This window comes from Salinithrix halophila, from assembly GCF_042650125.1.
GTDB classification, from domain to species: domain Bacteria; phylum Bacillota; class Bacilli; order Thermoactinomycetales; family DSM-45169; genus Salinithrix; species Salinithrix halophila.
On the sequence record NZ_JBHSAP010000018.1, the window covers coordinates 211,420 to 226,948 of the forward strand.

General features: G+C 53.9%; 13 protein-coding genes. 12 read left to right on the forward strand and 1 reads right to left on the reverse strand.

Going from position 1 to position 15,529, the window contains the following annotated elements; all coding sequences use genetic code 11:
* The first annotated feature begins 34 nt into the window (after positions 1-34).
* The 12 genes from ACFOUO_RS14010 to glnA all read left to right on the forward strand — a co-directional run bounded on the left by ACFOUO_RS14010 (position 35) and on the right by glnA (position 14,141).
* Complete coding sequence (locus ACFOUO_RS14010; protein WP_380705768.1) at positions 35-1,405, forward strand: putative amidoligase domain-containing protein; 1,371 nt, start codon at positions 35-37, stop codon at positions 1,403-1,405.
* Between the two features lie 108 nt (positions 1,406-1,513).
* A complete protein-coding gene (gene mutS, locus ACFOUO_RS14015; protein WP_380705769.1) occupies positions 1,514-4,144 on the forward strand; it encodes a DNA mismatch repair protein MutS in 2,631 nt (876 codons plus the stop codon).
* Positions 4,137-5,993, forward strand: coding sequence for a DNA mismatch repair endonuclease MutL (gene mutL, locus ACFOUO_RS14020; protein WP_380705770.1), 1,857 nt, complete (start codon positions 4,137-4,139; stop codon positions 5,991-5,993). The genes mutS and mutL overlap by 8 nt, the downstream gene beginning before the upstream one ends.
* Complete coding sequence (locus ACFOUO_RS14025; protein WP_380705771.1) at positions 5,993-6,772, forward strand: class I SAM-dependent methyltransferase; 780 nt, start codon at positions 5,993-5,995, stop codon at positions 6,770-6,772. Before mutL ends, ACFOUO_RS14025 begins: the two co-directional genes overlap by 1 nt.
* On the forward strand, positions 6,741-7,691 hold the full coding sequence (gene miaA, locus ACFOUO_RS14030) for a tRNA (adenosine(37)-N6)-dimethylallyltransferase MiaA (RefSeq protein ID WP_380705772.1): 951 nt from the start codon (positions 6,741-6,743) through the stop codon (positions 7,689-7,691). The genes ACFOUO_RS14025 and miaA overlap by 32 nt, the downstream gene beginning before the upstream one ends.
* A 40-nt stretch (positions 7,692-7,731) precedes the next feature.
* Positions 7,732-7,977: an RNA chaperone Hfq gene (gene hfq, locus ACFOUO_RS14035; RefSeq protein WP_380705773.1), complete on the forward strand. Its 246-nt coding sequence runs from the start codon at positions 7,732-7,734 to the stop codon at positions 7,975-7,977.
* A gap of 95 nt (positions 7,978-8,072) precedes the next feature.
* On the forward strand, positions 8,073-9,044 hold the full coding sequence (locus ACFOUO_RS14040) for an AAA family ATPase (RefSeq protein WP_380705774.1): 972 nt from the start codon (positions 8,073-8,075) through the stop codon (positions 9,042-9,044).
* Between the two features lie 35 nt (positions 9,045-9,079).
* Entirely contained in the window at positions 9,080-10,348 is a 1,269-nt protein-coding gene (gene hflX, locus ACFOUO_RS14045) for a GTPase HflX (RefSeq protein ID WP_380705775.1), read from the forward strand.
* Between the two features lie 30 nt (positions 10,349-10,378).
* Positions 10,379-11,671, forward strand: coding sequence for a methionine gamma-lyase family protein (locus ACFOUO_RS14050; protein WP_380705776.1), 1,293 nt, complete (start codon positions 10,379-10,381; stop codon positions 11,669-11,671).
* 10 nt (positions 11,672-11,681) lie between these two features.
* The gene (locus ACFOUO_RS14055; RefSeq protein ID WP_380705777.1) at positions 11,682-12,158 is read left to right on the forward strand and encodes a DUF456 domain-containing protein; all 477 of its coding nucleotides are present in this window, start codon (positions 11,682-11,684) and stop codon (positions 12,156-12,158) included.
* Positions 12,159-12,356: 198 nt separating this feature from the next.
* Complete coding sequence (locus tag ACFOUO_RS14060; RefSeq protein ID WP_380705778.1) at positions 12,357-12,755, forward strand: MerR family transcriptional regulator; 399 nt, start codon at positions 12,357-12,359, stop codon at positions 12,753-12,755.
* 48 nt (positions 12,756-12,803) lie between these two features.
* The gene (gene glnA, locus ACFOUO_RS14065) at positions 12,804-14,141 is read left to right on the forward strand and encodes a type I glutamate--ammonia ligase (RefSeq protein WP_380705779.1); all 1,338 of its coding nucleotides are present in this window, start codon (positions 12,804-12,806) and stop codon (positions 14,139-14,141) included.
* Between the two features lie 200 nt (positions 14,142-14,341).
* Here glnA and ACFOUO_RS14070 read toward each other — a convergent pair whose 3' ends face one another.
* A complete protein-coding gene (locus ACFOUO_RS14070; RefSeq protein ID WP_380705780.1) occupies positions 14,342-15,526 on the reverse strand; it encodes a CapA family protein in 1,185 nt (394 codons plus the stop codon).
* Between the last annotated feature and the right edge of the window lie 3 nt (positions 15,527-15,529).

A 15,529-nucleotide genomic window follows, 5' to 3' on the forward strand; every position in this document is an offset into this window, starting at 1 on the left:
AGAGCCGGATTTGATACGGGAAAGGGGAATGGAGATGGAAGCGCTCAACCTGATCCTCGACAACACAGAGAGCCTCCGCAGTGTTCGCGACCAGATAGTCACTTCGGAGAAAACCCTAACCCCGTCCATTCGCCTACAAGGCATCTATGCGGAACCGATGTTGGTCTTAAACGATGAAGTGGCGGTCAAAGGGTTGGCTTCCCGTGAGCACAAGATCGCCTGTCTCAAGATTCACGGGCTTCCTACAATTGCAGAAAAGACGACCCTTCTCAGGCAATATATCCTTTGTATTTTTCAAACTCGGGTTCTGTTGGTGTACTGTTCCAAGGTACGCCAGGCATGGCTGGCCGGCGGTACGAAGACGAAACGGGAGGCTTTTCGTCGGGTGCCATCCGCTGACAATACCCGGGAGGTGAGGCGCATTCGGGCCCTGGCTATTCGGGCCCTCTATGCGACCGGGTTGGATTATGGGGTGGTGAAGATGGGCATCCAGCCGGGTAATACTGCAGTCGTGCTGGATGTCAAACCTGCTCCCCGTCTCAACAAGGGTATGGAGGCGGCTTTTGCAGAAGCGATTAATGGTTATGTCACACAACTTCCCCGGCTGGTAACTGAGCCGGATCAAGTAGTGCTGGGGGCAGATCCGGAGTTTTTGATGTGCCGTACGGGGGGTGGTTTGGTGATGGCTTCTCGGTATTTCCCCCGCTTTGGCCGAGTTGGCTGTGATGCGATCTGGCATGGGCAAAACCGGGCGGATAAACCGCTTGTGGAATTGCGTCCCCAGCCTACGAACGACCCCCGCCAATTGGTGATCCGTCTGTATAAGGGGATGTTGGTTGCGGCGAAAAGGGTGAATATGCCTCAGATCCAGTGGCTGGCGGGTGCACTTCCCCATCCCCGATTTCCCTTGGGTGGCCATATCCATTTCAGCGGGATTTCCGTCAATTTCAAGTTGCTTCGGGCGCTTGATCATTACTTGGCTCTTCCTATGGTGTTGGTAGAAGATAAAAGAGGTGTGTACCGGCGGCCAAAGTATGGGTTTCTCGGCGATTTTCGTCCCCAGTTCCATGGCGGTTTTGAATACCGCACCCTCCCCAGTTGGTTGATTTCTCCGGTTTTGACCAAAGGGGTGTTGGCGGCGGCACAATTGATTGTGGCTCGTTATCCCTTTCTTCCGGCGACAGACTTTCGTGATTTGTCGGTACAGCGTTCCTACTATAACGGGGAAAAGGAGAACCTTCGAGCCCGGGCTGCTCGTCTTTGGGAGGAGTTGCGTCTGCTTCCCGAGTACAAAGTCCACCAACGGTATCTCGATACCCTGTCTGAATTCCTATTTTCCGGAAAAACATGGGATGAATCGAAAGATTTCCGTACTTTGTGGAAACTGCCTCCCTACCACCGCTGATAGGGGGGCTGCTTGTTCCTAACGCTACCCCATGATAAAATAAAGCCCTAGTGAAAGAAAAACATGGAACCGCATCTTATTCCAATACGAGTTCGGAGGGTCTGATCTGTGGCCAAGTACACTCCGATGATACAGCAGTATCTATCGATTAAGGCAGAATATCCCGATGCCTTTTTATTTTTTCGTTTAGGCGATTTTTATGAAATGTTTTTTGACGATGCCAAACGGGCAGCGGAAGAGTTGGAACTTACGCTGACCGGGCGAGACGGGGGTAAGGAAAGAATCCCGATGTGCGGGGTCCCTTACCACGCTGCTGAAGCCTATATTGGCCGATTGATCGAAAAGGGTTACAAGGCAGCCATTTGCGAACAGGTGGAAGATCCGGCTTCGGCCAAGGGTGTGGTCCGAAGAGAAGTCGTCCGGGTGGTAACGCCTGGAACGGTGATGGAAGAGAAAATCCTGGCCGAAAAGGAGAACAACTTCTTAACGGCGGTGACACGGCGGGAGCAGCATTTTGCTCTAGCAGCCGCTGATCTTTCCACAGGGGAATTTTATGTGACCGAACTAGCAGGCGCTTCAGATGCCGTCATTGACGAATTGGCTTCTTTTTCCCCGAAGGAGGTCCTGCTGGCGCCTTGTTTGGGAGAGGAGTCGGTGTTTCAGAATGAGCTCCGGTCTCGACTCGGAGCACTGATCACCGTTCTGAGGGAGGATCGGCTACCTTCCTCGGCGACGATGGAAAGAGAATTAGCGGCACAGTTCCCGGGCTTTGAAGAAGCCTGTTCTTCACCCTTCACGCTGGAGGCAGCGGGCCTTCTTCATACCTACTTGCGGGAGACCCAAAAACGGGCACTTGCCCATATGAACCGGCTGGAAAGGTATGATGCTGGGCAGTTTATGGTGCTGGATACGGCTGCCCGTCATAATCTAGAGTTAACAACCACCCTACGGGAAGGACGTCGAAAAGGGTCCCTGCTGTGGCTTCTCGACCGGACAGCAACTGCGATGGGGAGTCGCCTCCTCAAAAAATGGTTGGACAAGCCTCTACTGGACAAAAAGGCGATTGAAAGCCGACAAGGAGCCGTTCAAGCCCTGGTGGAGGATCTGATCCTACTGGAGGAGATTCGTGACCGGCTTCGCCATGTTTACGACCTGGAACGGCTGTGTGCCCGGGTGGCCTACGGATCGGCCAACGGGAGGGACCTCCTCGCCTTGCGCCGCTCTCTAGAAGCGATCCCTGCCTTAAAGGAGCGATTAATTGAAACGGGTTCCTCGTATTTGGCCCGCTTGGCAGAGGCGATGGACCCCTGCGCGGATGTCGGTGAGTTGATTGCCGAGTCCGTGGTGGATGAGCCACCTGTCTCCGTCAAAGAGGGAGGCGTGATTCGGGAAGGTTACGACGAAGAGCTGGATAAACTGCGTTCTGTGCAGCAAGATGGCAGGGGATGGATCACTCGGCTGGAACAACGAGAGCGGGAAACGACGGGAATCCGTTCCCTCAAAGTGGGTTTCAACAAAGTGTTCGGTTACTACATCGAAGTGACCCGGGCCAATTTAAAATTACTCCCTGAAGGTCGGTATCAGCGAAAACAGACGCTGGCCAATGCCGAACGTTTCGTGACACCGGAATTAAAGGAACGGGAGCGGCTGATCTTGGAGTCCGAAGAGAAGTCAGTCGACCTGGAATACCGCCTTTTCACGGGTATCCGGGAACAAATCGCAGGAGAGATCGCCCGCATCCAAGAGCTGGCTGATCAGGTAGCCCAACTCGATGCCCTCCAGTCCTTTGCCTCCGTCTCTAACCAACACCGGTATGTAAAGCCGGAGATCCGCACGGATGATATCCTCCATATCGAGGGGGGGCGCCATCCGGTGGTGGAAGCGGCGATCGGTGAGCAGGATTTTGTCGCTAACGATGTCCGAATGGACCACAGGGAACGTCAGGTCTTGTTGATTACGGGCCCCAACATGGCAGGAAAGAGTACCTATATGCGCCAGGCCGCCCTGATCACTCTGATGGCCCAGATCGGTTGTTTCGTACCGGTAAAGGAGGCGTCCATCGGAATCGTTGACCGTATTTTTACCCGTATCGGTGCTGCGGATGATCTGGTCGGTGGCCGGAGCACTTTCATGGTGGAGATGGATGAAACACGGCAGGCTCTTGCTCAGGCCACGTCGAAAAGCCTGATTCTCCTGGATGAGGTGGGGAGAGGGACCTCCACTTATGATGGGATGGCTCTCGCTCAAGCAATCGTAGAGTACCTACATAATCATGTGGGAGCGAAAACCCTTTTCTCCACTCATTACCACGAACTGACGGCGCTAGCGGATGATCTACCCCGGGTAGTCAATGTGAACGTTCGCTGTGTTGAGAAAAAAGGGGAAGTCGTTTTCCTCCACCGGGTTGAAGAGGGAGGAGCCGATCAGAGCTATGGGATCCACGTGGCCCAACTGGCGGGCATGCCTGGGTCTGTGATCCGTCGCGCCCGGGTCATCCTAGATGCGTTGGAGAGTCGCATGGAGACCGGGGATAGTCGGCAGTTGGATTTGTTTCAATATGCCCGGGAGTCAGCCGCGACGGTAGAGGAGCCTCTTTCCGAAAAAGAACGAGAGGCACTCGCTTCTTTACAAGATTGGGATTTGATGAACCGGACACCGATGGAAACCATCCAATTTCTCCACGATCTGCAACGAAAGCTAAAAGGAGAGCAATTGGCGGGAGGCGGAGTCGATGGGTAAGATCCGGGTTCTAGACGACAACCTAGCCAACCAAATTGCAGCAGGGGAGGTGGTGGAACGGCCGGCGTCGGTGGTGAAGGAATTGGTGGAAAACGCTCTCGACGCCGAAGCTGACCGTATCCTCGTCGGTATCGAAGAAGGAGGCATCCGTTCGATTCAGGTCTCCGACAATGGTAACGGAATGGATCGGGAGGATGCGGTTCGCGCTTTTGAACGGCACGCCACCAGCAAAATCCGTCGGGAGAGGGACCTTTTCTCCATTCGTTCTCTCGGCTTTCGGGGAGAGGCTCTTCCTAGTATCGCTTCCGTTTCTCGACTCAGCCTGACTACGACAGAGGGGAACGGTAAGATCGGGATTCGCGTACGGATGGAAGGGGGAAAAGAGGTCTCCGTAGAGGAAACCACCCGTTCCCGAGGCACAGAAGTGCAGGTGGAGGATCTCTTCTTCAACACTCCGGCTCGTTTGAAATACCTGAAAACCGTCAACACTGAAGTTAGTCATGTGGCTGATTGCATCGGTCGTCTATCCCTGGCCCATCCTGGTGTTTCCTTTCTTTTGACTCACAATGGCAGGGAACTCTTCCGGACACCGGGGGACGGAAAGCTTCTCCATGTCGTTCACGCCCTTTACGGAAAACAGGTGGCCCGACAAATGATGAATTTTGAGGCCGAGGATATGGACTTTCGCGTAAAGGGACTGGCTGCCCGGCCAGAAGTGACTCGTTCCAACCGGTCCTATGTATCGATGGTGATCAACGGGCGTTTTATTCGTAGTATCCCCCTTGTTCAATCAGTACTCAGGGCTTATGACACCTTGTTGCCCATCGGACGCTACCCGATTATCGTCTTGTCGATTTGGATGGATCCCAAGTTGATTGATGTCAATGTCCACCCCTCCAAGTTGGAGGTGCGGCTTTCCAAGGAAAAAGAATTGTGCCGACTGATCGAGGAAGAGTTGAAAAAACTCTTCCGCCGGCATGTGCTGATCCCCGAGGCGAAACTGCCGCATGAGCGACCGGCTGTGCCCCGCCCTGTTCAGGATAAGCTTCGTTGGGAACCCCATCAGTCGGAAGCGAAATCCCGCCCTGACACCTGGGATAGCCGGGTTCGGGAAGAACGGGAGGGCTTTTCCGTTTCAAATCGAGAAAAGCTGCCTATGGCTCCAGAACGAACTGCTGTGCCCCCATCATCGGTTCCCCCGAAATCCGACCCGCCCCCGGAGGAGTTGCCTCCAGCGGGAGGAGAATCCGAAGGGGGCGACTCCTGGCTGCCGGAGGATCTTGTCCCCCTAGCCCAGGTTCACGGGACTTACATCGTGGCCCAATCAGAAAATGGTTTTTACCTGATGGATCAACACGCCGCCCATGAGCGGATTTATTACGAGATCTTTTACCATCGGCTAGAAGAGCAGGACAGAGAGCAGCAATCCCTGTTGATCCCTTTGACAGTGGAGTGCACCCCGGCGGAGGCAGAGACGGTCCGGCAGCGCCTTCCCCAACTAGAGGAGCTGGGGATATCTATTGAACCTTTTGGCTCCGCCGCCTTTCTGATCCGATCCCATCCGCGCTGGTTCCCGGAAGGAGCCGAGGAGGCGATGGTCCGGGAAGTGGTGGATTGGATGAAGTCCGGCCAATCAGTGGATCCAGCCAAATTGTGTGATGACGGCGCCAAGATGATGGCCTGTAAGGCGGCAATCAAGGCCAACCGCCACCTCAGGCGGGAGGAGATGGAAAATCTGATCCGGCAGCTGCGGAGGTGCCGGACTCCTTATACTTGTCCCCATGGGCGGCCGATTCTGATCCATTTTTCCACCTATGAAATCGAGAAAATGTTTAAACGGGTGATGTGATGGTTTTTGTGACGACCTCCCGTAAACCGGGGGAAGAAGTGCGGACGGAGGCCCAGGGTCTGGCGGACAAGATCGGCGCTCCGTTGTTGCCCCGGGAAAGCTTTTCTCTGGCGAAAATGTTTGAGATGAGTGGTTCCGGGGAAGCAATCATCGTCGGGCCCGGTGGGGCCCGATGGCAGGATGCGGGGGGGAAGGAGTTCTTTTTTCATCCCAACATGGCTGCCGTACGGGTGAAGGAACTCTCTCGCGGGGGGACGGACGCTTTGGTGGAAGCCGCGGGGATCCAATCCGGCGACCGAGTGCTGGATTGTACCCTCGGTCTCGGTTCCGATGCGATCGTAGCTGCCCATGTTGTCGGAGAGACGGGAAAGGTGACTGGGCTGGAAAGCCAGCCGGTGATCGCTGCCCTCGTAGCTCACGGCTTAACTACTTATCGGTCGGATTCCCCACGCTTGAAAAGGGCGATGCGGAGAGTTCGAGTTCATTGCGCTGATTACCGTGAAGTGCTTTCTTCCTGTCCAGATGATGCCTACGATATCGTTTTCTTTGATCCGATGTTCCGGTACACGGTATCCCGTTCCTCGGGAGTACAAGCCTTAAAAACGCTAGCCAATCCTGCCCCATTGGGCCCGAGTTCTGTGGCTGAGGCAAAGCGGGTGGCAAGACGGCGTGTCATCCTGAAGGAACGGAAAATGAGCGGTGAATTCGAGCGGTTGGGGTTCCGCGTGGTGAAGGAGGCCTCCAACCATGCCTTCGGTGTCCTCGACTGCGGGCGGTGACCTGCTCCTGATTGTCGGGCCGACCGCAGTCGGTAAGACCTCCCTCAGTCTAAAATTGGCTGAAGAATTTCGGGGAGAGATCCTTTCTGGGGACTCGATGCAGGTATACAGGTACCTCGATATCGGCACCGCCAAAGCTAGTCCGGAAGAGCTTGCCCGTGTGCCTCACCATTTGATTGACCTCCTTGAGCCGGACGAGTCCTTCTCGGTGGATCAATTTCAATGTCTCGCCCGCCGTACAATCAGGGAAGTACAGGAGAGAGGGCATTTGCCGATGATTGTCGGTGGTACAGGGCTTTACATTCAGGCGATCACCCATGGGTATCAAATGCCTGATGTTAAAGCAGACGCGACTTTCCGCCGGGAGATGGAAGCCTTCGCCGATAGGGAGGGAAATGCTTCTCTCCACGCCAAACTTGTGGATCGGGATGCAAAGGCTGCGGCTCGGCTGCACCCGAACGATCGTCGGCGGATCATCCGTGCCCTGGAAATTATCCGGGGGACGGGGAAAACGCTAGACGAGGTACAGCGAAGGAAGCCTTCACCTTATCGCACCTGTTGGATTGGGTTGACGAGGCCCCGGGAGCAACTTTATGATCGGATAAACCGGCGGGTGGACCAGATGATGAAACATGGCCTGCTTCAGGAGGTGGCTGCTCTGAAGCGGATGGGTTACACTCGGACGCTGGTTTCGATGCAGGCGCTGGGCTACAAAGAATTGATGCTTCATCTAGAGGGGGAACTCAGCCTAGATGAAGCGGTCTCGCTGATCAAACAGAGAACTCGCAAGTTTGCCAAACGGCAACTCTCCTGGTTCCGGAGGCTGCCGGAAATCCATTGGTTTGACGTTACACGAGAGGGCGCATACCGAGAAATTCGCGAACGCATAGCAGGAAACTTCCCTCAGAGCAAAGAATAGAGTAAACTAATGCCAAAACGTACATAGGAGGTTTGACACTTTGAAGCAATCGATCAACATCCAAGACACATTTCTTAATCAGATCCGAAAGGAATCGGTGCCCGTCACCATTTATTTGGTAAATGGTTTCCAGTTGCGGGGCGTGGTACGGGGGTTTGACAATTTCACCATCGTGATTGACAGCGACGGAAAACAACAGATGGTGTACAAACACGCCATCTCCACTTTTACACCGGCTCGGGCGGTTTCCCTGATGTCCAACGACGAAACGAATAAAGAAAGCTAAAACCAAGTGGCCCCACTTGGTTTTTCCATGTCTTCACCAACGTCTGGGCACCTGCGTATAGATAGGGAAGCGATTCCGCGAAGAGGTGACCGAGAATGGCCAACCGCGTGATCACGCAGGAAACCCGCCGTATCCAGGTGGTTTTGGACCACGGAGACCGGGGAAGGGCCGCCTGGGCGACTGCTTCCTTGACTGATTCCGTACAAGAAGAAGAACACTTGCCCCTTAGACGTTGCATGGAGGAATTGGAGACCCTAGTCGGGCTGTCTAAGGTGAAATCCTTTATTCATGAGATCTATGCTTGGCTGGCTGTCAGCCGCCGGCGGGCAGCGGCGGGCTTGACGACGGACAGCCAAGTGCTTCATATGATCTTTCAGGGGAATCCCGGTACAGGAAAAACGACTGTTGCCAGGATTATGGGTCGGATGCTGAAGGAGATGAATGTCCTCACGAAAGGTCATCTGATCGAAGTGGAGCGGGCTGATTTAGTGGGGGAATACATCGGTCATACGGCTCAGAAGACGAGAGAACATGTGAAGCGCGCCCTTGGAGGCATCCTGTTTATTGACGAAGCTTATGCCCTGTCCCGGGGTGGAGAAAAAGATTTCGGCAAAGAAGCGATCGATACGCTGGTCAAATCGATGGAGGATCACAAGGACGGATTTGTCCTGATCTTGGCTGGCTACCCGGCGGAGATGGATCGGTTTTTGCGGTCCAATCCGGGTTTGCCCTCCCGGTTTCCTATCCGGTTACGCTTTGCCGACTTTTCTCTCGACGAGCTAATCCGGATCGCGGACGGGATGGTCCGCGCCCGTCAGTACCGTTTTTCCGCGCCGGCCAAGGAGAAACTCGCCAGACACTTGGCCGAAGAGATCCGACTTTCTGCCGATTCCTTCGGAAACGCTCGCTATGTACGGAATATCATTGAACAGGCGATCCGGCTGCAGGCGGTGCGTCTCCTAAAAAGCCGTTATGTATCCCGGGAGGACCTGATGACACTCACCTCCGATGATCTAAGGATCCCCACAAGGGACGGGAAAACGCCCGCCTTTTCGTGGTATAATTAAAGGGTGGTTTAGCGGAACCCATCCAAGGAGGATGAATGACCATCGGCGAAATGAACCAGAGAGAACGGGCTATCCTTGTCGGCTGTGGCCTAAAGGCCGACGAGGCTAACCTCGATTCTTCCCTTGACGAGCTGGCCCGGTTGGCGGATACGGCCCACGCGGAGACAGTGGCGCGGGTGGCCCAGCTCCGTGATCAATATGACCCTACCTGGCTGATCGGGAAGGGAAAAGCGGAAGAGATTGCCCGGATTGTGGAGGAGAAAGCGATTGATTTGGCTATCTTCGACCAGGAGCTCTCACCCAGGCAGCTGGCCCGACTGGAGGATTTGATCCCCTGTAAGGTGATCGATCGGACCCAGCTAATCCTGGATATCTTTGCAATGCGTGCTCGCACCAAAGAGGGAAGCCTTCAGGTGGAGCTGGCACAATTGGAATATACCTTGCCTCGACTCATCGGGCGGGGGAAAGAACTCTCCCGTCTGGGAGGAGGGATCGGAACCCGGGGGCCCGGGGAGAAAAAGCTGGAGACGGACCGGCGTCATATCCGTCGCCGGATTCATGAACTGAAACGGGAGCTGGAACGGGTACGTAAGCATCGGCAGCTTCACCAATCCCGCCGACGGAAAATGGAGATCGTTCAGGTGGCCCTGGTGGGGTATACCAACGCGGGGAAATCAACGCTTCTCAACCGGTTGACCGGAGCCGATGTCCTGGAAGAAGATCGGCTGTTTGCTACGCTGGATCCTACTTCCCGTTTCTTGGAGCTCCCTTCCGGCGAAAAGGTTCTTTTGACGGATACGGTCGGCTTCATCCGCCATCTACCCCACCATTTGGTCGCCGCCTTCCGGTCTACCCTGGAACAGGTTAAAGAGGCGGATTTACTTGTGCATGTGGTCGATCAGAGTCATCCGGAAGCAATGGAACAAATGGCTGCCGTCGAAAGGGTTCTGAGGGAACTGGAGGCCGACCACATCCCGGCTCTAACAGTGTTTAACAAACAGGATCGGGCAAGGGAAGAAGTGTTGTCGGCCGAAGGGGAGTCGATTTCAATTTCCGCGTTGGAAGGTAAGGATCTCGAATTGTTCAAAGAGAAGATGGATCGTATGCTTCATGCGGTCCAGGTTCAGGGGTCAGCGGAGATTCCTGTCTCCAATGGGGAGATCATCTCCCATCTGTATCAGATGGCGGATGTTATCCGGTCCGAAGTGACCGGTCTCACCATGAAAATCGACTTCCGACTTCCCAGAAGGCGATATGAGCGGATGCCGCCGGAGATGAAAGCCTGTATTCGGAAGGTGTACTAAATAAATCGATGTGGAAATGGTGTTGCAACGGTGTACAAGCATTTTGAAAACCAGGAGATTCTGAAACGGTGGGGAGAGGAGTCGGAAGCGAAGATCGCTCCCGTCATCCGAGCGATCGAAGGCCGGGTGGATGAGCACCAATGGCGGCTCCTCGCAGCATACCGGCAGGCTGGGGTGTCTGAAGCCCACTTGGTAGCCTCTACCGGTTACGGTTATGACGATATGGGGCGCGAAGCGCTAGAGTCGATCATGGCCGAGGTATTCGGGGCAGAGGCAGCACTCTGTCGCCCGCACATGGTTTCCGGCACTCATGCGATCGCCTCCTGCTTGTTCGGGGTATTAAGACCGGGGGGTGAGTTGCTGTATATCACCGGCACCCCTTACGATACCCTCGAACAAGTAATCGGAGAAAAAGCCGACGGTTCCGGTTCACTGGCCGATTTTGGAATTCGCTATCGGGCGATCCCGCTTACTCCCAGCGGTGAAGTGGATTGGCAGGGAGTGAGGGAGGTAGTAAGCCCCTCCACCCAATGTATCGCTATCCAGCGGTCCCGGGGCTATGCGGAACGGGCTTCCTTTACCATCGATCAGATCGAGGCCATGGTGGAGGAGTCACGGAGGATCTGCCCCCATGCGGTGATTTTTGTGGACAATTGTTACGGTGAGTTTGTCGAAAAATGGGAACCAACCCATGTCGGGGCCGATCTAATCGCCGGTTCGCTGATTAAAAACCCGGGTGGAGGGCTGGCTAAGTCCGGCGGATACATCGCCGGGAAGCGGGAGTGGGTGGATCGGGCGGCTGCTCGCCTGGTCGCCCCTGGTATTCTGGCTGAGGGTGGTGCTACACACGGGTACCTCCGAGATTATTACCAAGGCTTCTTTCTCGCTCCTCACGTGGTAGGGGAGGCATTAAAAGGAGCCGTCTATGCGGCAGCCATACTGGAAGCGGCAGGGTTCATCAGCACTCCCCGCTGGTTTGAAGCTCGTACGGACATTATCCAGTTGATCCGTTTTGGCAAACCGGAGCCCTTGATTGCTTTTTGCCAGGGAATTCAAGGGGCTTCTCCTGTGGATGCCCATGTGAAACCGGAGCCGTCTGCCATGCCCGGTTATGGAGATCCGGTAATTATGGCAGCTGGTACCTTCGTCCAAGGTGCCAGCATCGAGTTATCCGCCGATGGGCCGCTGAGGCCGCCATACTTGGCTTACATGCAGGGGGGACTAACGTATTCCCATGTCAAGATCGGTATTCTGACCGCCCTGGATTTGATGCTCCACCAACAGCAACACAGTACTACCCAATTTATCCGAGAACGCAGGTGAAAAATCGGAAATGGAGATTCTTTGGTGGTTGATTGTCCTTGTTCTTTTTCTTCTTGGCTTTGCGGGCCTTTTTTTGCCCGTTCTTCCGGATATGCCCCTCTTTCTGGGCGGCTTTGCCGTCTATCATTTCTTGATTGACCCGACAGCCCTTGGTCTATCCTTTTGGGTCGGAGCGGTACTAATTACCATTGGGGCAGTGGCAGTCGATTATGTGGCTGGCGGGATCGCAGCTAAAACCTATGGGGGCTCCCGAGCTGCGGTCTGGGCTGCTTTCGCAGGTGCCCTGGTCGGTATTTTCCTCGGGCCCGCCGGTTTGCTCATTGGCCCTTTAGCAGCGGTAATCCTTGTCGAACTGCTCCAAAAAAAGAGCTGGGAAGAAGCCTTGCGGATCGGGTACGGGACGTTGGTCGGCTTTCTCGGGGGTATTTTTTTCAAGGGACTCCTGATGGTAGGGCTCCTGATCTGGTTCCTCATCCTCGTCCTATGAGCAGGTGACATTCCCTTTGATATTCTTCATACCTCCACAAAACCGCCTCCTGGCGGTTTTTATCATTATTACTGGGAAAGGTAGAGGGAGTGGGAGCGATTTCAATTTTGTTTTTGTCAAATTTCCTTACACAGGTTGACAAGTAAATATGACATGAATACAATAGGGACAGAAACAAAAATGAGGGAGGCACTGCTGATGCGCGACAATGTTCGCCGGAACATGCCCCTTTTCTCCATGGGTATCGTGACGAAGCTAACTGAGCTCACACCCCGGCAGGTGCGCTATTACGAGCAGCAGGAGTTAATTCAGCCTGCTCGTACCGTAGGAAATCAGCGGCTGTTCTCATTTAACGATGTGGATCGTCTACTCCAGATCAAATCCCTGATGGAGAAGGGGATAAACATCGCTGGCGTCAAAGAGATGTTGCATGGGGAGGAAACGGCTGATCAGCCTAAAGAGACAGTTGAAGTGAAAAAGCCGGATATGTCCGACGCTGATTTGCACAAACTGTTGAAGCGACAGCTTTCTGAGCTGTCTGCACGTCCCAATCAGAGTCATCTGATTCGAGGCGAGCTATCCCGTTTCTTCCATTGATGTGTATGTGGCGATCAGAACCACCAACTTGAAGGGAGAAAAAAGTCCATGTCGAAATTCTCGAAAGAAGACATCCTAAAACAGGTCGAAGAACAAAACGTGGAGTATATCCGCCTACAGTTTACCGATCTGCTCGGAACCATCAAAAATGTGGAGATCCCGAAAGGTCAACTTGAAAAGGCCCTTGACAACAAGATGATGTTCGATGGATCCTCCATTGAAGGATTTGTGCGGATCGAAGAATCGGACATGTACCTCTATCCCGACTTGGACACCTGGATCGTCTATCCATGGGGTGGAACAGAAGATTCCCGCGTTGCCGGGCTAACCTGCGACGTTTACACTCCGGACGGCGAACCCTTTGCGGGTGACCCCCGCGGTATTTTGAAGAGAGTGCTGAAAGAAGCCGAAGAGATGGGCTTCACCTCTTTTAACGTCGGACCGGAACCAGAGTTTTTCCTCTTTAAATCCGACGCCAACGGTGAACCCACCCTTGATCTGAACGACAAGGGCGGCTATTTTGACCTGGCACCGCTGGATCTCGGTGAAAACTGCCGCCGCGACATTGTCGTCACTCTGGAACGGATGGGCTTCGAAATGGAAGCTTCCCACCATGAGGTGGCGCCTGGACAACATGAGATCGACTTTAAATATGCCAACGCGGTTATTGCCGCCGACAATATCCAGACCTTCAAATTGGTGGTTAAAAACATCGCCCGCCGTTACGGCTTGCATGCCACCTTTATGCCGAAGCCGCTGTTCGGTGTGAACGGGTCCGGTATGCATTGTCACCAGTCCCTTTTCAAAGGTAAACAGAACGCCTTTTTTGAAGAGAGTGATGAGCTGGGTCTTTCTGAGACCGCCCGTTATTATCTGGCCGGGATCTTGAAGCACGCGAAGGCTTTTACCGCCCTTACCAACCCACTGGTCAACTCTTACAAGCGTCTGGTGCCGGGGTATGAGGCTCCTTGCTATGTTGCCTGGTCCCCGAAAAACCGGAGTCCTCTGGTACGGGTCCCGGCTTCCCGCGGTCTCTCCACCCGGATCGAAGTCCGCAGCCCCGATCCTTCCGCCAACCCGTACTTGGCTTTGGCGGTTATGTTAAAAGCGGGTCTGGACGGTATCAAGAACAAGCTGGAACTGCCGAAGGAAACCGACCGCAACATCTATGTGATGGACGAAGAGGAGCGGAAGGAAGCTGGTATCGAAAGCCTGCCGGCCACCTTGAAAGAAGCCCTCGACGAACTGCAAAAGGATTCTGTGATCCGCGAAGCTCTCGGCGAACACGCTGTTGCCCACTTCGTGGAAGCCAAGGAGATCGAATGGGATATGTTCCGTACCCAAGTACATCCTTGGGAGCGGGAACAGTACATTCAACTCTACTGATCTACAAAAAAACCTCCCAGACGGGAGGTTTTTTTGTTTGGAAGAAAAGATAAAATTTGTGACGTAGAGGATATCTTAAACAAGTTTGTTTTACAAACTTAATTCAAGGTAAAGGAACCAGTCTACAAAAGACGGGTTGGGATCGCGGGGACTTATCAATACAAAAGGACACCCTTGCAGGGTGCCCGAGATCATGGCTTTTATCTTTTGTGTTTGTCTTCCTGCTGAGAAAAGACAGGGAACTCATCGTACCGATTCATCAGAGTGGTCGTGTCTTTCCAGGCCCTCTTTAAATCTCTTTCCGCCAAAGAGGGATAGGAAGGGGTTTTCACTCCTTCAGATCCCTTGTTAATGGGGATGACGGTGAATTGCCGCGTTCCACCTTCGCGGAATTTGTGGACATAAGTAGGGATGTAGGAGACTTTTTTCAGCTGGGTTTTCTCTTTGTGCTTTTTCAACAAGTCTAGATAAAGGATGACCCCGTCGTTGGTATAAGGTTTGACCTGGTCGGAAACAAAGTTGCCGAGGGAGTAGATTACAAACTTTTCCCTCCCATTCTGCTTTGGATACTCCATGGGCTGCAAGACGTGGGGATGGCCGCCTAATACCACGTCTGCGCCGCTCTCTAGCACTTCCTTGACCACCCGTTTTTGTTCCGCATTGGGCTCCCGTTGGTATTCGAGGCCAAAGTGAAGCATGACGGCGATATAATCGGCCCCTTTGGCCTTGCTTTTTCGGATATCTTCCTTAATCTTTTCGGTCTGGATGTGGTTGACTAAGTATTCTTTTCCTTTCGGCAAGGGGATCCCGTTCGTTCCGTAAGTATAAGCGGAAAAGGAGAGGTTGATCCCGTTCCGTTTTACCAGGACCGGCTCTTGGGGTTCGGGTCCAGGGGAGGTCCCCACAGGTTCGATTCCTAGCTTTTTCAGCTTGCGATAAGTCCGGACTACACCCTCTTCACCGGCATCCATCGAGTGGTTGTTGGCGGTAGAGACGAGGTCAAATCCCGCTTCCCGCAAGGCTTGTCCGTAAGCATCCGGGGCACGGAAAAGGGGGTATCCGGAGTAAGGTTTACTCTCACCGGGGAGAGTGGTTTCCAGATTGCCGACAACGAGGTCAGCCTGCTTGAACCAGGGTTTCACTTCTTTAAAAAAAGAATCGTAGTTGTAGCTCCCATCTACTTGCTTCCCGGCTTGGATCTGGGTGTCGTGCATCATCAGGTCACCAACCACCGCCAACCGAAGGTGCGAGGGAGAGTCGGACTTCTTGTTGGCGGTCTGTTTGCTGTTTTCCGCCGGATCGGGAGAAGAGTCAAAAACTTGTTGACTGCAGGCGACAAGGCTTAACAATAAAACCATAAGTAACAATGTCTTTCCATGTTTCATGGG

Coding starts and splice junctions, on each gene's coding strand:
- ACFOUO_RS14010 (WP_380705768.1), top strand. CDS start 35: ATGGAAGCGCTCAACCTGATCCTCGACAACACAGAGAGCCTCCGCAGT.
- mutL (WP_380705770.1), top strand. CDS start 4,137: ATGGGTAAGATCCGGGTTCTAGACGACAACCTAGCCAACCAAATTGCA.
- ACFOUO_RS14025 (WP_380705771.1), top strand. CDS start 5,993: ATGGTTTTTGTGACGACCTCCCGTAAACCGGGGGAAGAAGTGCGGACG.
- miaA (WP_380705772.1), top strand. CDS start 6,741: ATGCCTTCGGTGTCCTCGACTGCGGGCGGTGACCTGCTCCTGATTGTC.
- ACFOUO_RS14040 (WP_380705774.1), top strand. CDS start 8,073: ATGGCCAACCGCGTGATCACGCAGGAAACCCGCCGTATCCAGGTGGTT.
- hflX (WP_380705775.1), top strand. CDS start 9,080: ATGACCATCGGCGAAATGAACCAGAGAGAACGGGCTATCCTTGTCGGC.
- ACFOUO_RS14055 (WP_380705777.1), top strand. CDS start 11,682: ATGGAGATTCTTTGGTGGTTGATTGTCCTTGTTCTTTTTCTTCTTGGC.
- ACFOUO_RS14060 (WP_380705778.1), top strand. CDS start 12,357: ATGCGCGACAATGTTCGCCGGAACATGCCCCTTTTCTCCATGGGTATC.
- glnA (WP_380705779.1), top strand. CDS start 12,804: ATGTCGAAATTCTCGAAAGAAGACATCCTAAAACAGGTCGAAGAACAA.
- ACFOUO_RS14070 (WP_380705780.1), bottom strand. CDS start 15,526: ATGAAACATGGAAAGACATTGTTACTTATGGTTTTATTGTTAAGCCTT.